Raw genomic sequence first — 21,678 nt, 5'->3', positions numbered from 1 at the left:
CAAAGTGAGGTTGAACTTGCTGAAGCAACAACAGACCTATTTCTTAGTCATATTCGCTAAAAAAATCCCCGCCAAAATCTCAAAAAGTTCCCGCCAATTCCCCGACCAAAATCCGAAAAATATCGGAAAATGATTTTTAGAATAGTCCCCAAAAGCCTGAAATAGAGCCAAAAAACTCCACCTGATTGGGTGGAGTTAAGGGAGATTATTATGAAAAAGAAAAGTTTAGGATTTTATTAAATAAAGTTAGGAGGTCTTTATTTAATAACTATATGATACAAGACGAAGCTTAAAACTAGCTTAACTTTTCTCAAATTCTACCATTTTGCCAAAAATTTCTATCAGTATCTCTTCATCCCCACGAAAAAGCCACCTGATTGAGTGACTTCATTAGGAGATTATGATGAAAAAAGTTTTAGGATTTCATTAAATAAAGTTAGGAGGTCTTTATTTAATGACTATATGATACTAAACCAGCCTTAAACTTTACTTAAGAAAAAACAAGTTTTATTATTTTTCTCGATTCACCCAAGTCATTCCTGTACAGCCACAGGTGGATAAGATTTCAAAACCCATAGAACGATAGAATCCCAAGGTTTTTTCTGTCTCTTCTGTCACCAGCTGGACTTGATAGACATCTTTGTAATCCTCTAAAGCCTCTTTCATTAGGGCACTACCAATCCCTTGACGCTGATAGATAGGTAAAACGATTAAATCCTGAACCAATACTGATGAGAAACCATCTCCGACTAAACGGACCAAGCCCACCACAGTATCACCATCAAGCGCCACATAAATCGCTAATGAATGAGATAAGGCCTGCTCCAGCATCTCTGATTGATCGGTATAATTTGTCCAACCGACAGCCTGATAGAGATGCAAAACATCCTCTAGCTTGACAAATTCTTGCTTTTTAATAGTGATCATGTCAACATCTCTTAAAACTCTCTCAAGCTCTTGTACTGTCGTCCATTTTTATCAAAATTTTCAGGAGCCAACCATGCTTCCAATCGAGCTTTGACTTGGGGCCAGTCCTTATCAATCATAGACAACCAATCCGTATCCCTCGTACGCCCCTTATAAACGACTGCCTGACGGAAGGTTCCTTCATAAATAAAGCCCAAACGTTCCGCTGCTCGTCTTGATGGCAGATTAAGAGAATCACATTTCCATTCGTAGCGACGATAGTTAAGCTCCTCAAAGACATAGCAAGCCAAGAGATACTGGGCTTCTGTTCCTATCCGTGTCCTCCTGAGCTCTGGAGAAAAAGTGACAGCTCCTACTTCTATTACTCGGTTATTCTGGTCAATGCGCATGAGAGAAAAAGTTCCCAAGGCCTTACAAGTTGCCTTATCTATAATCACGTAGTAAAAACGGTTCTTACGAGCCAACATCTGATTTAAGATAGTAACCAGTTCCTCCATATCTGCCACTGGTTCCTGAAAAAGGTAGGTCCACATTTCCCGAGGTGTATCTGGACCATAAACAGCTAATAAATCCTCTACATGCTTTTCCACCGAAAGAGCCTCTACCCTAGCATAACGCCCTTCTAAGAAATCAATAGAAGGCAGTGCACCGGGTGTATAACCTTCCATTGACTCACCAATCATCTGACCATATTCATTTACTGGCATAGCTTTCTCCTTATTTTTATACTGAAAATACTATATCATAAATTACTCTAAATGGAAACTAGCACTCTCTTCAAACCTCATCCTCAACACTACATTAGTGATTCGTTTTCTTTCTTTTATCTTCTAAGGCTTGATTAATTCGTTGGGCGAGCTTGTGAGTTTGCCAGATCTGGTACAACCATATCAGTCCATAAATCAACAAGAAAAAGAACCAAAGCAAGGGACTCAACAATGCTGAACCCCAGCCAAAAAATAGGTAGGTCAATACTAGAATAGTAGCTGTCGCTAATAAATGAACTCCCACACGCATACTATAAGCAAGAAACTCTAGCTTTTCAAGGATTAAGGTCAATACCCCCATAATTCCACTCATCAAAAACAAAGCTAGAATATTTTTTGTCGTTGGTGCGGGATAGGTAATACCTGAATAAAACTGAGCCAATAACACCAAACTCAAATAAACAAAGGAGGCCGTACGCATTCCCGATACAAAATAAGCAATCAATCGCTTCATGATTTTCTCCTATAAACCTAGATAATCCATTAAGGACTTAACGTATTTCCGACTCACACTCGATTTGAGACCCCGAGTCATTTTAGCCATCATGTTCCCTGAAAAGCTATCCGATAATGACTCTAGATGGTCAATGTTTATAATTGAATGACGTGATATCTGTATAAAGTTACGCCGATTAATTCGATTCTGAAAGTTTGTCAATGTTTCCTTAGTTTTATAAATCCCATCTACCGTATAAATGGTCAACAAATTCTTATCGATATCTGCTAGAATAAGATCCTCAATTTTCACCATAACCAGATGATCATCCGTTCGAATAGGAATGACCACCTGATTGGTCGTTGAAAATTGTTCTAAATACTCCATGACCTCTCTTGCTTGGTCGGTTAACTGAGCCGCCTGAATTAAAATGTGTGGGTCTTTTTCTGAAAACTCTGTCTTCATTTCAAAACGAATCTTCATTTTCTCTCCAATACATCTTTATTTTCTCTTGCTAGACACTTTAACAAATAAAAGCCAAAGAAGAATAGCGACGAGACTGATAATAACTACTATAAAGTATGTTTCTTCCTTTGTCAATAGTTCTTGCCAGTTGATTTGGATTCCCATTTTTTCTTGAAATTCCTGTAACAGACTGTTATTTCCTGAAAATGCGGTCTCTAACCACTCTTTCATCAAGACTTGTCGATAGAGAGAAGCAATATAAGTTGCAGGGGTACATTTCATGAAAAACTGTGCAGAATCAGGTAATACTCCAATGGGGATATAAGTTCCTACTAAAAATCCAGAAGCAGTTCCCACTATCGTTGCTAGTTTACCAAGGCTATCTACAGATTGAAAACGGTAAATCAAGAGAACATTTACCAAACTTGAAATCAGACTGCTTAACAACATAATCAAAGCGATTTCCGGTAAATGGCTGATAACTGGGCTCTCTTTAAAATAAAAACTCATAACAGCATACATAAACACCTGCATGACAAAAGAAATGACAATACTACTGATTAGATAGGACGCCTGTAAGCCCCAGTTACCTAAATCTGTCAAGAAGAGATCTTGATCCACTTGATTTTCGCGGTCCTGAACCATTTGTTTAAGAGCTGTAAAACTGGTTGTCATCCCAGTCACAGCCAAGGTCCCACCCATCAGCCAGTTATTTAAAAGGTTCGTACTATTAGGGAGTTGGGACCAAGAATCTGTCAAATTCTTCTGCAAAAAAATGATATAAAGCAGGAAGGAAATCAATGCCCCCAATAATGAGAAAAATACTCCTGAACGATTACGAAAATATAAGATAAAATTCCGTTTCAATAAAGCTAACATTAGCGAACCTCTCTTCCTGTAAGTGCAATAAAGGCATCATCCATGGTACCTGGGCGAAACTCAAAATAATCAATTTCTTCTCGAACTTTTGCCAAAAATTCAATAGCTTCCAGTGACGTTCTTGGATAAAAAAGATATTCCAACTTATTTTCTTTCTCTACTACCATTCCAGTCCGTAGCAATTTTTCTAAATCGGTTATTTCTTTAAAACGAATTTTTAGGATATTAGATGCATACTGACTTTTAATCTTAGTCGCAGAACCTTGCGCAATCACTTTCCCATGATCAACGATATAGATCTGATCCGCTTCATCCGCTTCATCCAAATAATGAGTCGTTAAGATAATAGTCATCCCTTCATCCTTTTGTAGTCGATACAGAAGATCCCAGATGGATTTGCGAGTCTGAATATCAAGACCTGTCGTTGGTTCATCCAAGAAAAGAATATCTGGTCGCGAAAGAAGAGCACGCGCAATATCAACCCGACGTTTTTGTCCACCTGACAAAGTCCCATATAGTTGTTTCTGGAAAGCAGTCAAGCCCAGTTGATGGATCAAATCATCCACACGACTTGCTGCAATCTCCTTATACTGTTGAGCACGAATCGTGAGATTTTCCCTAACCGTTAACATCTCATCTAGTACACTAGCTTGAAAAACAACTCCGATTTTCGTATTTGGCGCATAGCGAATCTGACCTTGTGTCGGCTTTTTCAAGCCGATTAACATGGAAATAGTGGTTGATTTACCTGCACCATTGGGACCCAAAATAGCATTGAAACTTCCTTTTTCAAACTCTAACTGAATATCATCGACAGCCATATGAGTGCCGTACCGTTTAGTCAAATGTTTAGCTTGTAAAATCATATTTCTTTCCTCCTTTTATCTCACTAGTTTAACAAAAATAATGACAGAAAAATCGACTTTTTAGATAAGTGGTTAAAATAAAAGGTTAAGTGGTGAGATGATGGAAACAGAATTATATTTTTCATTTAAAAATCCTCCAGATTCTACTCTGAAGGATTCATTTCTTATTTCACAACAATATTAACGAGTTTATTCGGTACCGCAATCACTTTCACGATTTCCTTACCGTCAATTTCTGCTTTGACTTTTTCATCAGCGAGAGCAATTTCTTGCAATTCTTCGCGTGATAGGTCTTTAGCAACCATGAGTTTGGCACGAACTTTTCCTTTGATTTGGACAACGATTTCGATTTCGTCTTCAACTAATTTGCTTTCATCCCAAGTTGGCCAAGCTACATAAGAGATAGATTCTCCTGTTGCTGCAACTGTTTGCCAGAGCTCTTCTGCCAAGTGAGGTGCAAATGGTGCAATCAACTGAACGAAGCCTTTGGCGTAGTCTACATAAAGTTTGTCTTCCTTGTTGGCAGCGTTGACAAAGACCATAAGTTGGGCAATGGCTGTGTTGAATTTCAATGATTCTATTTGCTCTGTGACAGCTTTAACGGTTTCGTTGTAAACCTTGTCGAGAGAGCCATTGTTTTCTGCAACAATTTCCTTGCTTGTAATCAAACGGTAAACACGGTCAAGGAACTTACGGCTTCCTTCCAGACCTTCTTCTGACCAAGCGATTGAAGCATCAAGTGGCCCCATGAACATTTCATAGACACGAAGGGTGTCGGCACCGTATTGTTCCACCACATCGTCTGGGTTAACAACGTTCTTAAGCGATTTAGACATCTTAGCTGGTGCTTGCTCCAACTCTTCTCCTGTTTCCACATGGAAGAAAGAACCGTCACGTTTTTCAACCTTGTCAGTCGCCACAAGAGCCCCACGGTGGTCACGGTAGCTTGTTCCCAAAATCATTCCTTGGTTAAAGAGTTTTTGGAATGGTTCCTTAGTTGGAACAACACCGAGGTCATAGAGGAATTTGTGCCAGAAACGAGCGTAAAGCAAGTGAAGAACAGCATGCTCTGCACCACCCACGTAGATATCTACTGGCAACCATTGTTTGAGAAGATCCTCATCGGCCAATTTCTCAGTATTGTGTGGATCAATATAGCGAAGGTAATACCAGCTTGAACCAGCCCATTGTGGCATGGTGTTGGTCTCGCGACGACCTTTAACGCCATCTTCACGGGTCACTTCAAGCCAATCTGTCAAGTTAGCTAGTGGACTTTCCCCAGTACCTGAGGGACGGATGTCCTTAGTTACAGGCAAGACAAGTGGCAATTCACTTTCAGGAACAGCTGTTGAAGTTCCATCTTCCCAATGAATGATAGGAATTGGTTCACCCCAGTAACGTTGACGGCTAAAGAGCCAATCGCGGAGACGGTAGGTAACCTTCTCTTGACCACAGCCTTTTTCTTCCAACCAAGCCACGATCTTAGCAATCGCTTCTTCTTTGTTGAATCCATCTAGGAAGTCTGAATTGACATGAAGACCATCCTCTGTATAGGCAGCTTCTTCAACGTTTCCACCTTTAAGTACTTCGACGATTGGAAGGTCAAATTGTTTGGCAAATTCCCAGTCACGTTGGTCATGAGCTGGCACAGCCATAACGGCACCTGTACCGTAACTAGCAAGAACATAATCCGCAATCCAGATTGGGATTTCCTTGCCATTGACAGGGTTGATGGCATAAGCACCGGTCCAAACACCAGTTTTTTCTTTAGCAAGGTCTGTACGAGCCAAGTCTGACTTGAGGCTGGCTTGATGTTTGTAGTCTGCTACTGCCTCTGCTTGCTCTGAACTTGTGATTGAATCAACCAAGTCATGCTCAGGAGCCAAGACAGTGAAAGTCGCACCGAAAAGAGTATCAGGACGAGTAGTAAATACTGTGAATTCCTTATCTGTTCCCTTAACTTTAAAGGTTACATTGGCACCAGTTGATTTCCCAATCCAGTTGCGTTGCATATCCTTGATAGACTCCGGCCAATCTAGTTCATCTAAGTCATTGAGCAAGCGCTCTGCATAGGCCGTGATTTTGAGCATCCATTGGCGCATTGGTTTGCGGACAACTGGATAACCCCCACGCTCAGATGTTCCATCAGGAAGTACCTCTTCGTTAGCAATGGCTGTTCCCAATTCTTCAACCCAGTTTACCGGTACTTCCGCTTCATAGGCCAAGCCTTTTTCGTAAAGCTTAGTGAAAATCCATTGCGTCCACTTGTAGTAGTTTGGATCTGTTGTGTTAACTTCACGATTCCAGTCGTAGGAAAATCCAAGCGCATTGATTTGGCGTTTGAAGTTGGCAATATTTTCCGCTGTAAATTCTGCTGGGTCATTCCCTGTATCCATAGCGTATTGCTCTGCAGGCAAACCAAAGGCATCCCATCCCATTGGGTGAAGGACATTGTAACCTTGCGCACGTTTGTAACGGCTGAGAATATCGGTTGCAGTATAACCTTCTGGGTGACCTACGTGTAGACCTGCTCCAGACGGATAAGGGAACATATCGAGAGCATAAAACTTCGGTTTTGATGTATCTGTTCCTGTCTTAAATGTATGATGTTCTGCCCAGTAGCCCTGCCACTTAGGCTCAATTTCTTTATGATTGTAAAAACTCATGGTCTCTCTCCAATTTTGTGATGTTACTATTATACCATTTTTGAGGGAATTTGAAATGTGTTAAAAGAAAAAACTGTATACTGTATTTCATTAATTTTGATGGCTCTGAATTGCTCTATCACCCACTTTTTTATCCTATATGCGGGAAATCAAGAGCAAAACAAGAAGCTTATCTCTTATAACACAAAACACTAATTTTAGACCGAAGATACGACTGGAATGCTAATTAATGTATTTATAATAAATAGCCGACAACCTATGTCGCTTTTTGATTTATGAAGAACGTCGAATTCAATACGAGGATCAATAAAAGACTACCATTTGGAAAACAGTAGTCCTTATTGTTTATTTTGAATTTACATAGGCGTCTACAGCGATGATAGCTTGAGCAACATCTGAAGGCGAAATCTTAAACGGCATCTGATGGATTGTCTCACCCTCCATAGTTGCTTGTTTACCAACTTTTATTAAATCATCATATCCAACTTGATCTAAATGCATTTCTTTTAGAGTTGTTGGCATACCAATTTTTTTGTAAAACTCAATATACTTATCAAGTTCTTCTTTAGGTCTATTTTCCAATAATAGTTGTACCAAAGTTCCATAAGCTACTTTTTCACCATGTGTTAAATGATGAATGTCACCTGTCAATGCAGTAAAACCATTATGAATTGCATGCGCCGCAGCTAATCCTCCACTTTCAAAACCTAGGCCACTCAATAAAGTATTAGCTTCAACAATATTTTCTAATGCTGGTGTCACCACTTTAGCTTCACAAGCTGCCATAGCCTGTAAACCATCTGCAAACAGCGTTTCTTCACATTTCTTCGCAATTGCAACTCCAGCCAACGTTTGCTGTTGTCCCAACATAGTTTTTCCATTTGCCTGCATAACCGCACGCGCCTCAACCCAAGTTGCTAAACCATCTGCAATACCAGATGCTAATAAACGCTTAGGGGCTTGTGAAATAACTTTTGTATCAACCAAAACTAAATCTGGATTTTTAGAATAAAATAGATAATGATCAAATGCACCTTCATCTGTATAAATAACAGATAAAGCAGATACAGGTGCGTCGGTCGATGCAATTGTTGGAGCAATAATAACAGGCTTTTCAATTAAATCTGCAATAGCTTTTGCGCTATCAATCGTCTTTCCCCCACCAAGACCGATAATACTATCACAATTTTCTTTCTCAGCCAAGGCAACAACTCGATTGATTTCATTGTCAGAAGCTTCACCATTAAATAGCGTCAGAACAATATGGAAACCATACCTATGTAGGTAATCTTCAAATCGTTTTCCAACAATATCATAAACCAACTGATCGCATAATAGAATAGGACGATTTCCCAAATCCAAAATTGATTTGGCATTTTCAAACAAGGCATTTTCCCCCTGAATATATCTAGAAGGACTAGCAAAAATTCTCATATGTATCTCCTCTCTATCTAAATGGAACGACTATTTTGAATAACAAACCAATCGTCAGAAAAATCATCAACCGCCTTTTGGATAGATGGCATGGCGAAAGCTGATTCAAAAACATCTGCTCCTGCTGTAACAGCATGCGCACCTGCAGCTAAAGAATTATTTACTTGTGCTACATTTTTAAAGGATGCAGCTAAAATCTTACTAGGAGAGTTCTGTCTATCAATAGCAAGAGCTAATTGACGAATGACAGAATTTGAATCAATGTTCAGATTTTCCATCCTATTATAATATGGAGCTAGGTAATCCGCTCCTGCTTCGATAGCTAAGAATCCCTGAATAACCGTATAAATAGCTGTTGCAGTGATATGGTAGCCCTCTTTTTTTAGCACCTTTATTGCACGTAATCCAGCTGGAGTAACAGGTACTTTGATAAATACATCATCTCCTGCTTGTCCTCGAATTTCATGAGCATCCTTTAAGATGCCTTCAAAATCTTGAGAAATCACCTGAACATGAATAGAGGGTGCAGAGCCAATCAATTCTCTTACATCTTTGATTCGTTCAAAAAAATTAATAGAACCCTCTCTTTTTGCAATAGTGGGATTTGAAGTTACCCCAGCTAGCGGTAAAATTTCAGACCATTTTTTAATCTCATCTAAATTTAATGTGTCAAGCATAAATTCCATAAAAAGAACCTCTTTATTTTACAATGTATGCTCAGTACGTCCTATAATATCATCTTGGGTTGCCTTAGAAAGAACATTGAAGAATGCAGAGTATCCTGCAACACGAACAATTAAATCTCTGTGTTTTTCAGGATGTTTCTGAGCGTCAATCAACGTCTCTCTGGAAACAACATTGTATTGAATATGGTACCCATGTAAACGATTAAAGAATGTTCGTAACAAAGCAATTAGTTTTAATTTATCTTCTTCTTTGGCTAACGTTTGAGGATTTACTTTCTGATTTAAGAGAACCCCACCTACGATTTCATCTGTTGGTAATTTTGAAACAGATTTTAAAACAGATGTAGGGCCGTGTTGATCCATATTATGTGATGGTGAACAACCCTCTGCTAACGGTGTACCCGCGTTGCGTCCATCTGGCGTTGCTAATGTTCCACGTCCCTGCCCTACGTTGGCTGAGATAGAAGATGTTCCTGAATAACGAATTCCTCCAATAGGACCTCTTCCATAACGTGTATTAGGATATTTAGCAATTTCATCAACATAAATGTCATAAGCAGCAGTAACCAATTTGTCAGCATAATCATCATCATTACCGTACTTAGGTGCATCATGAATCAACATTTCTTGAATGACCTTACCTTCTTCCCCGGCATAATCTGTTTCCAGTGCATGCCAAAGCTGACTTGGGCTTATACGTTCTTCCTCAAATACCAATTTTTTAATTGCAGCTAATGAATCCGACAAATTTGCAATTCCAACTTGCAAACCTGATATATAATCATATACTGCTCCACCTTCTTTAAGGTGTTTTCCACGACCAATACAATCATCAGTCAATGCTGAACATAGAATATCAGGAACTTCTCGTTCCAATGATAAATCAATAGAATTTTCAACAATAACACTCATTCGTGTCAAATATCTTAGTGTTTTATCCCAAGCATTTTCTAATTCAGAAAAGTTCTTCATATCCTTAAAATGACCAAAGCTTGGTGCAAACCGTTTACCCGAAGCCGGATCAATTCCATCATTCATCGTGATAAGTAGAACCTTAGGGAAGTTCATATAACTCATACCTGTGCAACGATAGCCCCATTTCCCTGGAACTGCCGTTTCAACACATCCAATGGCACTGTAATCATAAGCATCATCTTCCAATACTCCTTTTGCAATAAAAGAAGGAATAATAATCTCATCATTATTAAATGCAGGCATACCAAAACCAAGTTTCATCACTTCAATACACTCATTCATGAAACGAGCATCTAAACCTGCATGGTAACGTACAGTTAGATTAGGTTGCGGTAGATGGGTTTGTGCAACTGATTTTAATACCAAATAAGATAATGGGTTAACAGCATCCTTCTTATCTCGAGTCTGTCCACCAATGGTAACATTTTGATATAAAGGACTTCCTGCTGAAGAAAATGTATGTGCTTGACTGCGAACCTTATTAATTGTAATTGTCTTAATCCAAAGATTTGTCAGACGTTCAACAATGCTATCTTCTGTTTCTTTACCACTTTCTAAATCAGCCTTCATATATGGATACATATATTGATCAAAACGACCATATGAAAGAGAGTGGCCATTAGATTCAATTTGTAAAATACATTGAATAAACCAAACTGATTGAATAGCTTCTGCAAAAGTAGTTGCCGGTTCATATGGGACTCTAGAGCAAATATCTGCAATCTCAAGTAATTCTTTCTTACGTTTAGGATTTGCATTTTCGGCTAAATTTTTAGCAAGAGCAACAAAGCGATTTGCATATACTTTAATAGCATCGATTACGATAAATATAGAGTCGTAAAAATGATATTTATCAATACTTGCTGGATCTGTTAAATCTAGAGCTGCTTTTGCTTTACGAGCTCGCTCTTCAAAACCTCTTAAACCAAATTGCAACAGTTTCTGATAGTTAACTGCTAAGTGAGCATCTCCAGAATTCATCTTACCTTCCATACCGAAGAATCCTGTTTCCATATAAACAGACACTTCTTCAGGTAACAAGGCACCAGCTCTAGCACGTAAATTATTATTTTCCCAAAACGGAGCAATACTTCTAAGTTGTTCTTTTGTTTCTTCAGTAATATAGAAAACATCTCCATCACGCTTTTCAAAAAGATCCAACTCATTGAGAACAAATTCTAGCGTATATTCTGGAAAAATAGGAGCATCTTTATTGGAAGAAGCTTGATTTCCCGCAATCATAGATTCTTCTTCGATATAGATAGTCATATTTTCCAAAATTTCTTTCAGCATATAGGCGCGTTTTAGGACATTAGGTTGTTCCTTATATCGATCATAAGCGCGTGTTGCTAGAACCGCTCTCTCAGCATCAATATAAGGTTTTTTATTTAAAACATCTTCTCGATATTTGTTCATCCTTTCAGTAAGGCTACCAAAATATTCTGTCTTAATTGTCGTTCTTGCTACTTCTTTATTTACCATAATAAGCACCTTTCTTTCGAAAATATTTTTGTTTCTTTCGAAAATATAATACCTGGTTTTTTAGAAAATTTCAAGCTTTTAACTAGAAAAACTTTAACTCTCTAATTTTTAGCACAAATGTGTGTGTTTAATGATAATACACAAATGTTTTTTTAGAATTATCATGCTTCATTCTGACAAGCTAAACGATCCTGTACTTTAAAGAATGGGAAATAAACTAATGTAGACATCGCTAATATCACCAGCTGAGTAATAACTCCTTGCCATCCACCAACCATAAATCCTGATATAATAGCTGGGGTGCTCCAAGGTAATGTAACTCCTGAAAATGGCTGCATGAAACCTGTTGCAATAGCTCCATATACTATAACAGCTGCAAGTACAGGAACAAGAATGAAAGGTACAAACATAACTGGATTCATGACAATCGGAAATCCAAATACAACTGGCTCATTTACGTTAAATATTGCTGGAAAAGCTGCTACTTTCCCTAACGCTTGGTACTGTTTAGATTTTGATGCAAAAAGCATCGCAACTACAAGTCCAAACGTAATCCCTGAACCAGATAGAATTAAAAATGAATCTAAAAATTGTTGAGTAACAATATGTGCACCATTTTCTAATGATAGATTCCCAGAGGCTAACATAGCTTTATTAGCATCAAGATTAGATAAAAGCAGAGCTGTCACTACTCCATTTACTACCGATTGTCCATGAACACCAAACCACCACAAAAATGATATAAAGAATGCAATTCCAATTGCACCATACAAAGATCCAGTTAAACCTTGCAATGGAACTTGAATAGCAGAATAAATCATTTCTATGAATGTTCCGCCATTAGTCAATGAGCTCGCTAAAATATATACAATCATAGAAAGTAAGAAAATTACAAATGCTGGAATCATTGCTTCAAACTGTTTCGCAATAGCTTGTGGAACTTGTTCTGGCATCTTAATAACAATTTTTCTCTTTATAAAGAAGGTATAAATGCTTCCTACTACCAAACCTATAATGATAGCACCGATAATTCCTTGACCTCCAAACCAAACTTTACTAATAGCATCCCCAATTGCCTCACCTTGTTTAGGGATATAAGATGATCTTAGCAAAATAAAGAATGCAGATACAGATAGAACCCCAGCTGGCAAAGCCTCTACTCCGCTATTCTTAGCATAAGAATAGGCAATTGAAAAACAAGAAATTAGACCCATAATCGCAAAAGTTCCTGAATATACTTGCATAAACGGCTCTGTCCAATTTGCTCCAAATACACTAGCAATGCTCTTGTTTAATCCTTCAAATGGCAATTGTCCCATAATCAAGAATAAACTACCAACTACTGTCAATGGCAAAATTGCTAACATACCATCTTTTAGAGCTATAATACCACGCATATTCACAAACTTCATCATAGGTGCAATGATTTTTTGAACATCCATCTTTGCCATAATAAATCTCCTTTTCTTACCCACTAATCAAAGATAGGGCCAAATCTAATACTTTTTTCCCATCTAACATACCATAGTCCATCATCGGAATAACAGCTATCGGAACATCACACTTATCACAAATTTCTTTTGATTTATCTAATGTATAAGCAACTTGAGGCCCCAACAGTGCAACATCTAAATTTGGGGCATAATCCGCTAATTTAGACTGAGAAAACGCCTCTATTTCTGCCTCAACTCCACTAGATTGCGCTGCAATTTTCATATTATTTACAAGCATACCAGTAGAAAAGCCTGCTGCACAAAACAAACCAATCTTCACCATTATATTTTCCTCCTCTATGTTAATACTCTAGTATTATTTTTTGTGAAGTTCTTTTCTCAAACTAATAATTTCTTTGATTAAATTAATCTCCGTCATACTAGTCATGAGATGATCTTGTGAATGAACAAAGAGAGCTGTTATTTCTGTCTTTGTACCAGACGCTTCCTGTGCCAAGAATTTTGTTTGTAGATTATGGGCTTCTAATAAGGCTGCATCAGCTAACTGGATTTCTTCTTCACATCGTTCACATGTACCGTTTTTTATATAATCTAACGCTTTATAAATATGTTGTTTCGCATCGCCAGCATATAAAATTAAACCCATGATAATTTGATCTGGAACAATAATTTCCATAAATTCCTCCTCATTTCACTATGTAAAAAGCTTTTTCATTTGAAATTTTAAAATTTTCTTTTGTAACTATAGAATACAACTACATAATAAACTTGTCAATCTAAAGACAACAAATAAACTATTTTTATTTATATAAGCACAAATGTGCAATTGATTAAAAAGAAAAAACGATAAACTGATATCAGTCTATCATTTTCACTCGCATAAAATATTTCGAAAAGAAAAATCACCATCTTCTTCTAAAACTTTTAAAATTGTATTTTTATCTGTAATCAGATGATTTACTAGATTAGCACGCAATACAGAAAGAATCGCAGATACTTTCGTATCACCATAAGCAACAGCTAAACTTTGAGGAATATTTTTTAAATCTTCCAAAGAGATTGCTATCGTTCTTTCCTGTAAGTTCTCATAAACTTCTTTACCTTTTGAATCAAAGAATCGACAACAAATTTCCCCTACAGTTTTAACTTTTGTCAATTCTTTAAAGTCATCCTCTGTAAGCATGTCTAACCATTGATGTTTTCCTTTATTACTAAAATCACCAATCCCAACCACAACTATATCTAAATCTTTCCAACTATTTTTCAAATCTTCAAAATATCTTGATTGCAAAATACCATCTGCTAACAATTTATTTTCTTGCACAATTGTTGCATTCATAAATGTACACTCTCCATGAAATTTTCTAGACATTTCATAAATCAGTGTATTCACATGGTATTTAGCGTGTATGTGACTAGGACCACCTGCTAGAGGATAGAAGTGAACATTTCGAACACTTTTGCTGTGGATTAAATCTACTAAATTACTTAAACTTTTTCCCCAAGAAAAGCCAATTTTCATATTATCATCAATTAAATTCCTAAGGACACCTGCTGCAACTTGAGAAATTCTTTCAGATAAAATTGTTGGATTGTCATCAAATTCATTTGGAATAATTTCTAAACTTTCCAGACCATATTTTTCTTTTACATAATTTTCCAACTTAAACATATTGGTATCAAAATTCTCTATTTCAATTTTAACAATTCCTGCATTCCTTGCTTCTGTTAACATTCTACTAATAGAGGTTCTATAAATTCCTAATTTTGCTGCTATTTGTGACTGATTTAAGTTTTCAATATAATACAGATAAGCAATTTTAGAGAGCAGTTTATTCCTATCTTGATTCATACACTTAACCTCTTACGAAACTACCTTAACCATTATCCCAGCATTTTCTAATGTAGCTATATTTTGTTTAGAAAGTTTTTCGTCTGTTATTACTTCATAGACTTGACTTAAAGCAAATCTTCTTACTGTACCCCTTTTATCAAATTTACTTGAGTCAGTTAGCACAATGACTTTATCCGACGCTGCTGAAATATATTGAACTACCTCACTGCGCATTAAATCTTTTCCTGTAAAGCCCATCTCTTTATCGTAGCCATCTGTCCCAACAAAAGCTTGACGCACATGAAAAGTCTGTATCATTTCTTTTAATAAAGGTCCTACGGTAACCTGTGAATCTTTCTGAAACTCTCCACCAAGAACAATAACACGACATGAATCATAACCTCTTACAAAATTTGCTATAAAAAATGAATTTGTTACAATAGTGACATTTCTTTTTTGCTTGCAAATTTCCTCAGCAAGTAAAGCACAGGTTGAACCAGATTCTATCATTATTGTTTCATTATCTGATACCAATTTTACTGCTTCTTGAACAATTTTTCTCTTAATTTCATAATTAATTGACAAGCGTACATTTAAGTCATCTCCACTATTTAACACAGCATATCCATGCTCTCTGTGTAATAAGCCTTTTGACTCTAATTTATCTAAATCTTTTCTAATCGTTACTTTCGATACATTTAATTTTTCCGATAATGTATTAACATCAATCTTTTCATATTCTGATACTAATTTAATAATTTGTTCCAATCTTTTCATTTTACACCTCCGTTTTATTCTACCAAAATAAAAAGCAAAAAACAACAAATTAAACTTTCGTTCGTAATTGTTTTTCTTTCGTTTTTGTGATAGGATAGAATTATAAAGAGGAGGAACTCTTATGGAAATATCTAAAGGAATTATTTTTAATATTCAACACTTTTCAATTCATGACGGTCCGGGTATTCGTACAACTGTTTTTTTAAAAGGATGTCCTCTGCGCTGTCCATGGTGTTCTAATCCTGAATCTCAAAGAATGAAACCTGAAAAAATGAAAGATGCTCAACGAGAAAAATTCACTTTAGTAGGTGAAGAAAAAACTGTAGAAGAAATTATTACAGAGGTATTAAAAGATAAAGAATTTTACGAAGAATCCGGTGGAGGTTTAACTTTATCAGGGGGTGAAATATTTGCTCAGTTTGAATTTGCTAAAGCCATCTTAAAGTCAGCTAAAGAACATCACATACACACTGCCATTGAAACTACTGCCTTTGTTGATCATGAAAAATTTGTTGATTTAATCCAATATGTGGATTTTATCTACACAGACCTAAAACATTATAATTCTATAAAACATAAAAAAGTGACTGGAGTTTTTAATCAAATGATTATTAAAAACATTCATTATGCTTTTTCTCAACATAAAACTATCGTTTTAAGAATCCCAGTTATCCCTGATTTTAACAATAGTTTAGAGGATGCAGAAGAATTCGCTACTCTATTTAACTCATTAAATATCGACCAAGTTCAACTACTCCCTTTTCATCAATTTGGTGAAAACAAATATCGTTTATTAAATCGGAAATATGAAATGGATGGAGTCAACGCACTTCATCCTGAAGATCTTATTGATTATCAAAAGGTATTTCTGAACCATCATATTAATTGTTATTTCTAGTTCATTTCCTTGAAATGCTCTAGCTATTTGCAGATAACAAGCATCTATAATACATACTTAACTTTTCAAAAGGTTTAGCTAAAAAATTTTAGCCAAACCTTTTCTATTTTACCTTGCTCTAGAATTTTTAAACTGCTATACTTATAACAGAAAACCCTTCCAAGGAGGTAGCGGATGTCTCATTCCTTTAAAAAATCTCTCCAAAAAGAAATTCTCCATAGAAGCTCTATCGCAGCCTTTATGACCTCTCTTTTACTACTCATTTTACTTTTTGGTTTTTCCTATTTTTTACAAAAGCAACAACTCTCCAAAGACACGAGACAGATTGTCAAACAAGTTCAAGAGATGAAAGAAGCAAATAATGAGCTCCTGACCACTATGAACTATAAAATGATTCCTGGATTTTTGGATGGCAAACACACAGAGAGAGAAGTCTTTAGCTTATTTTACGAGACAAAAGCTAAATTAAAACTTAGTTCTGACCTCATTATCCTAAGTGATACAGGTGAATTACTATTTAGTACCAATCGCAATCATCAAGAAAGTATTTTATCTCCCTACTATCTAAAACTGCTCATTCAAAATCCTTCTCAAGAAAAAGTTACAGAAAAAATTGCACTCTCTTCAGATAAGCAACATTACACACTCTTTATCAAACCACTACTTCAAAACCAACGAGTTATAGCCTATACGATTGCTTTCGTAAATGAGAATGATTTCATCTCAAGTTTCCCAATGATAAATTCTAAATACATCATTACCGATAGCTTTGGAAATATGTTTTCCAACAATACAAACCAGTTCACTCGCTCCACTCTTGAAAAATTTGATGAAAAACTCCTACACTCTCGTACCCACTGGTATGAGAATGAACCGCTTATTGTTCAAAAAGAAAAAGTCGGTGCTATTTTTTCAATCTATACTTTTCAATCCTTTTTTCCTATTCCTAGCTTACTCGGCCTAGCCTCCATTCTCACCTTATGTATATTCTTCCTCTACTTCTGGCAAGCAAGACGAATTGCTCATAAGATTGCTACACACAACGCTGTTCCTATTGAAAGCTTAGTTTACCAACTTCAAGAAATTCCCAAACAAGCAGAAAAAAGACTTTCTCTACAAACAGGTGATGAGTTTGAATTTATGGCCGAAAAAATTAATAATATGTTGTATGAATTAGATCAACTTCATCAGAAAATGTTGACCATCGAAAAAGAAAAGTGGATTTTTGAAAGAAAAATGCTGGAAGCTCAGTTCAATCCTCATTTTCTCTACAATACGCTTGAGACAATTAAAATTACTTCTTTAATGGATGCAGCTCTCACACAAGACCTGATTCAAAATCTCACGCGCATTCTTCGCTACAGTATCACCGATTTAGAAAAAGAAACAACCATTTGCCAAGATTTAAAGATTATAGAGGATTACCTTATTATTCATAAGATTCGTTTCGAGCACTTTTCCTATGATATTGTCTGCCCAGAAACTATCGATAATCAACCTATTCCTAAACTTTTCTTGCTTCCTCTAGTAGAAAATGCTATAAAATATGGGATGCAATACCGTATTGATCTTCATATTGATATCCAAATTACCTTGGAAGCAGATTCTCTAACTTTTTTAGTCAAGGATAATGCTGGAGGACTCACAAAACAAGAGCGACTCGCTATTTTAGACTCTTTAGAAAGCCCTCATACCCAGCATGGCATCGTTAACAGCTATAAACGATTGAGCAATTTCTTTTCTGATGTCCAGCTAGATTTAGGAGTCAATCGCCAAGGAGAAACTTGGGTCAAATTTATAACGAAAGGACTAACTCATGTTTAAGCTCATTATCGTAGAAGACGAACACCTCATTCGAAAATGGCTAGAGATTGCCGTAGACTACTCTGCCTTAGGTATCCAAGTAGTAGGAACTGCCAGTCACGGTCAAGAGGGAATGAAACTCATCCAAGAAAAAGAACCTCATATTGTCTTAACAGACATCACAATGCCAATTATGGATGCTTTTATGATGTTCGAAGCCACTCGTACTCTCTCCTATGAAAAAGTTATCTTATCAGGTTATAACGATTTTCAAAATGCCAAAAAAGCCATGCAATATGGGGCAGTTGATTTCTTATCCAAACCAATTGATACCAAGGAGTTGACAGAATGTCTTCAAAAAATTGTTTTGCGATTACGAGTTAGCACTCGTCAAGAAACTCCTTTTTTAGAAGAATATCAAACTTTACTTACCTCTATCCAACAAATTGATACACAAAACCAAATCATTCAGCAAATTCTTGAATTTGTTCATCAACACTACTGTATGCACTTTACCATTTCTAGCATTGCAGAGAATCTAGGGTATAGCGAAAGTTATCTATATAAGGTTATCAAAGAAGACTTCCCAATGACGCTAAATGAATATATCTTACGCTACCGCCTCAAGCAAGCTATAGATAAAATGGCTGAATCCCCCAATTCCCCCCTAAGCGATATCTCTGAACAAATTGGATTTTCAGACTATAAATATTTTGCAAAAGTTTTTAAAAAGTATCTCCATATTTCTCCAAAAGAATTAAAACTCATGGATAAAAACCATTGATGTAAAAGGATTGCTCAGCTCAGGCAATCTTTTTATTTTGTGCTTTTACCCAATGAAAATCAAAGTGCTAACTACTCAAATCATAGCTTTGAGATTGCAGATAAAGCGACGTGTTTTGAAGAGTATTACCATCAAAATCTCAGCTACAATTCACCCATCCTTGCTCTAGGAACTCATTTCCTATTTTTCGTTTTAGATTTCTTTAAGGTTTTTATTATATTCTGTAGGACTCTACAATTTAAAAACATTAATAATCTAGGTAGAGAAAATGTTCGTAAAAAAGGAGATACTTATGAAAAAAATACTATTCTTTCTCTCTTTTAGCTGGATATTCCTTTCTTTATCAGGATGTTCTTCTCCTATAGAAGCGGAAACTAGCTCTGAAAAAGATTCAGATAACACTTTGGTTGTCTACTCGCCTAACCCTGAAGACCTTATCGAAGAGACAATACCTGCCTTCGAAGAAAAATATGGTATTAAGGTTGATTTAGTACAAGCCAGCACGGGTGAATTGTTCAAAAAAGCTGAGGCCGAAAAAGAATCCCCTGTAGCTGATGTCATTTTTGGAGGCTCCTACGCCCTCTTCTCTTCTAACGAAAATCTTTTTGAACCTTATATTTCCCAAGAAAACGACCAGATAATCCCTGAATATCAAAATAAAACAGGATTCTACACACCTTACACACTGGATGTCAGTGTCATCATTGCCAATTCATCCCTTACAAAAGATATTAAAATTGAAGGCTACAATGATCTACTCAATCCTAAATTAAAAGGAAAAATTGCTACTGCTGATCCAAGTAATGCTTCTAGTGCCTTTGCTCAATTAACAAACATGCTTGTAGACCAAGGTGGATACGAAAATGAACAAGCTTGGACCTATGTAAAAAATCTATTTACCCTAGTAGATGGAAAGATTGCATCTAGTTCTTCAAATGTTTACAAAGCTGTCGCCGATGGGGAAATGGCTGTTGGACTCACCTATGAAGATCCTGCTTTAAAACTCTTAAATGATGGGGTTGATGTAAAAGTCATTTATCCAAAAGAAGGAACCGTCTTTTTACCTGGTAACGCAGCTATCGTCAAAAATGCCAAACACATGGAAAACGCTAAGAAATTTATCGATTTCCTCCTTTCTCAAGAAATCCAAGATAAGCTAGGAACTGAAACAACAATCAGACCCATTCGTAAAAATGCTAAAACCAATAAAAATATGAAGGCTATGACAGAAATCAAGATTGCCACCGAAGATTCCGATTATGTCATTAAAAACAAATCCGCTATTCTTAAAAAGTACAATGATATTTTCACAGATATTCTATCTAAAAAATAAAATTTGATTTCCCAATGATTAACTGTCGCACCCTACTATAAAATCAAAAAGATTGCTTCCGTTTTTGTAGAGAATTTTACTCTAATAGAATAGAATTATCGGTTTTAAAAACGCTTACATTATTTTAAAATAAACTTAAATAACATAACGGAGGTATCCATCATGAAAAAGAAATGGATGTATTATGCTGCTTGCGGACTAGCTCTTTTTGGTCTTGCCGCTTGTTCTTCTAGTGAATCTGCCGATGACAGTTCATCTGATAAAGGAGACGGCGGTTCGCTAGTCGTTTATTCACCAAACTCAGAGGGCTTAATTGGAGCAACTATTCCCGCCTTTGAAGAAAAATACGGTATTAAAGTAGAACTGATTCAAGCTGGTACTGGAGAACTTTTCAAAAAACTAGAGTCAGAAAAAGAAGCTCCTGTAGCCGATGTTATCTTTGGTGGTTCTTATACACAATATGCTACCCACGGAGAACTCTTTGAAAACTATACTTCAAAAGAAAATGATAATGTTATCAAAGAATATCAAAACACAACTGGCTACTCTACTCCTTATACACTAGATGGTAGTGTTTTAATCGTCAATCCTGATTTAACGAAAGGCATGAACATCGAAGGATATAGCGACCTTCTCAAACCTGAACTAAAAGGAAAAATCGCAACTGCTGACCCAGCAAACTCTTCTAGCGCCTTTGCTCAATTAACAAATATGCTACAAGCTCAAGGTGGTTACAAAGACGATAAAGCTTGGTCTTATGTAAAAGATCTCTTCACACTTATTGATGGTAAAATCGGTTCAAGCTCATCTGGTGTCTATAAAGCAGTCGCTGACGGAGAAATGGCTGTTGGTCTCTCTTATGAAGATCCAGCAGTTAAACTCTTAAATGACGGAGCTAACATTAAGGTAGTCTATCCAAAAGAAGGAACAGTCTTCCTACCTGCTAGTGCTGCTATCGTTAAAAAAGCTAAAAATATGGAAAATGCCAAGAAATTTATCGATTTTATTATCTCTCAAGAAGTACAAGATACACTTGGTACAACCACTACTAACCGTCCTGTTCGTAAAAATGCTAAAACGAGCGAAAATATGAAACCAATTGACAAAATCAAAACACTCACTGAAGATTATGATTATGTCATCAAGAATAAATCAGATATCGTTAAGAAATACAACGAAGTCTTTACAGATATCCAATCTAAACAGTAAAAG

Annotated in this window: 20 protein-coding genes; 5 read left to right on the top strand and 15 right to left on the bottom strand. The window is 36.4% G+C overall.

What is annotated here, in order from left to right:
* Window positions 1–510: 510 nt before the first annotated feature.
* The 15 genes from MK480_RS02870 to MK480_RS02800 all read right to left on the bottom strand — a co-directional run bounded on the left by MK480_RS02870 (window position 511) and on the right by MK480_RS02800 (window position 15,648).
* On the bottom strand, window positions 511–927 hold the full coding sequence (locus tag MK480_RS02870; protein WP_261065537.1) for a GNAT family N-acetyltransferase: 417 nt from the start codon (window positions 925–927) through the stop codon (window positions 511–513).
* A gap of 11 nt (window positions 928–938) precedes the next feature.
* A complete protein-coding gene (locus MK480_RS02865; RefSeq protein WP_268707162.1) occupies window positions 939–1,634 on the bottom strand; it encodes a GNAT family N-acetyltransferase in 696 nt (231 codons plus the stop codon).
* 94 nt (window positions 1,635–1,728) lie between these two features.
* A complete protein-coding gene (locus MK480_RS02860; protein ID WP_023946767.1) occupies window positions 1,729–2,148 on the bottom strand; it encodes a DUF3021 domain-containing protein in 420 nt (139 codons plus the stop codon).
* Between the two features lie 9 nt (window positions 2,149–2,157).
* A complete protein-coding gene (locus MK480_RS02855) occupies window positions 2,158–2,613 on the bottom strand; it encodes a LytTR family DNA-binding domain-containing protein (protein ID WP_268707161.1) in 456 nt (151 codons plus the stop codon).
* An 18-nt stretch (window positions 2,614–2,631) separates the two neighbouring features.
* The gene (locus tag MK480_RS02850; protein ID WP_268707160.1) at window positions 2,632–3,474 is read right to left on the bottom strand and encodes an ABC transporter permease; all 843 of its coding nucleotides are present in this window, start codon (window positions 3,472–3,474) and stop codon (window positions 2,632–2,634) included.
* The gene (locus MK480_RS02845; protein WP_060627425.1) at window positions 3,474–4,340 is read right to left on the bottom strand and encodes an ABC transporter ATP-binding protein; all 867 of its coding nucleotides are present in this window, start codon (window positions 4,338–4,340) and stop codon (window positions 3,474–3,476) included. Before MK480_RS02845 ends, MK480_RS02850 begins: the two co-directional genes overlap by 1 nt.
* Before the next feature lie 164 nt (window positions 4,341–4,504).
* Window positions 4,505–7,006, bottom strand: coding sequence for a leucine--tRNA ligase (gene leuS / locus MK480_RS02840; protein ID WP_268707159.1), 2,502 nt, complete (start codon window positions 7,004–7,006; stop codon window positions 4,505–4,507).
* Between the two features lie 345 nt (window positions 7,007–7,351).
* Window positions 7,352–8,440, bottom strand: a complete 1,089-nt coding sequence (locus tag MK480_RS02835; protein WP_001217826.1) for a glycerol dehydrogenase — start codon at window positions 8,438–8,440, stop codon at window positions 7,352–7,354.
* Window positions 8,441–8,457: 17 nt separating this feature from the next.
* Window positions 8,458–9,126: a fructose-6-phosphate aldolase gene (locus MK480_RS02830; RefSeq protein ID WP_000395421.1), complete on the bottom strand. Its 669-nt coding sequence runs from the start codon at window positions 9,124–9,126 to the stop codon at window positions 8,458–8,460.
* A gap of 18 nt (window positions 9,127–9,144) precedes the next feature.
* Entirely contained in the window at window positions 9,145–11,583 is a 2,439-nt protein-coding gene (locus MK480_RS02825) for a glycyl radical protein (RefSeq protein WP_000247406.1), read from the bottom strand.
* Between the two features lie 161 nt (window positions 11,584–11,744).
* On the bottom strand, window positions 11,745–13,034 hold the full coding sequence (locus MK480_RS02820) for a PTS sugar transporter subunit IIC (protein WP_001096818.1): 1,290 nt from the start codon (window positions 13,032–13,034) through the stop codon (window positions 11,745–11,747).
* Window positions 13,035–13,050: 16 nt separating this feature from the next.
* Window positions 13,051–13,359 (bottom strand): PTS sugar transporter subunit IIB, encoded by a 309-nt coding sequence (locus tag MK480_RS02815; RefSeq protein ID WP_000238723.1) that lies wholly within the window; start codon window positions 13,357–13,359, stop codon window positions 13,051–13,053.
* A gap of 33 nt (window positions 13,360–13,392) precedes the next feature.
* The gene (locus tag MK480_RS02810; protein ID WP_000402908.1) at window positions 13,393–13,713 is read right to left on the bottom strand and encodes a PTS lactose/cellobiose transporter subunit IIA; all 321 of its coding nucleotides are present in this window, start codon (window positions 13,711–13,713) and stop codon (window positions 13,393–13,395) included.
* 195 nt (window positions 13,714–13,908) lie between these two features.
* Window positions 13,909–14,889, bottom strand: coding sequence for a sugar-binding transcriptional regulator (locus tag MK480_RS02805; protein WP_001070838.1), 981 nt, complete (start codon window positions 14,887–14,889; stop codon window positions 13,909–13,911).
* 12 nt (window positions 14,890–14,901) lie between these two features.
* The gene (locus MK480_RS02800) at window positions 14,902–15,648 is read right to left on the bottom strand and encodes a DeoR/GlpR family DNA-binding transcription regulator (RefSeq protein WP_000824973.1); all 747 of its coding nucleotides are present in this window, start codon (window positions 15,646–15,648) and stop codon (window positions 14,902–14,904) included.
* A 121-nt stretch (window positions 15,649–15,769) separates the two neighbouring features.
* Between MK480_RS02800 and MK480_RS02795 the strand changes: the two genes are divergently transcribed.
* The 5 genes from MK480_RS02795 to MK480_RS02775 all read left to right on the top strand — a co-directional run bounded on the left by MK480_RS02795 (window position 15,770) and on the right by MK480_RS02775 (window position 21,675).
* A complete protein-coding gene (locus MK480_RS02795) occupies window positions 15,770–16,546 on the top strand; it encodes a glycyl-radical enzyme activating protein (RefSeq protein ID WP_000406173.1) in 777 nt (258 codons plus the stop codon).
* A gap of 174 nt (window positions 16,547–16,720) precedes the next feature.
* A complete protein-coding gene (locus MK480_RS02790) occupies window positions 16,721–18,370 on the top strand; it encodes a sensor histidine kinase (RefSeq protein WP_078228265.1) in 1,650 nt (549 codons plus the stop codon).
* A complete protein-coding gene (locus MK480_RS02785; protein ID WP_000475407.1) occupies window positions 18,363–19,133 on the top strand; it encodes a response regulator transcription factor in 771 nt (256 codons plus the stop codon). Before MK480_RS02790 ends, MK480_RS02785 begins: the two co-directional genes overlap by 8 nt.
* 292 nt (window positions 19,134–19,425) lie before the next feature.
* Window positions 19,426–20,466 (top strand): ABC transporter substrate-binding protein, encoded by a 1,041-nt coding sequence (locus MK480_RS02780; RefSeq protein ID WP_049515497.1) that lies wholly within the window; start codon window positions 19,426–19,428, stop codon window positions 20,464–20,466.
* A gap of 162 nt (window positions 20,467–20,628) precedes the next feature.
* Window positions 20,629–21,675: an ABC transporter substrate-binding protein gene (locus tag MK480_RS02775; protein ID WP_000731167.1), complete on the top strand. Its 1,047-nt coding sequence runs from the start codon at window positions 20,629–20,631 to the stop codon at window positions 21,673–21,675.
* The last annotated feature ends 3 nt before the right edge of the window (window positions 21,676–21,678 follow it).

This window comes from Streptococcus mitis, assembly GCF_026782895.1.
Lineage (GTDB): Bacteria > Bacillota > Bacilli > Lactobacillales > Streptococcaceae > Streptococcus > Streptococcus mitis_CB.
The sequence above is the reverse complement of the archived record's forward strand: the minus strand, read 5'-3'. Positions and strand labels throughout refer to the sequence as shown.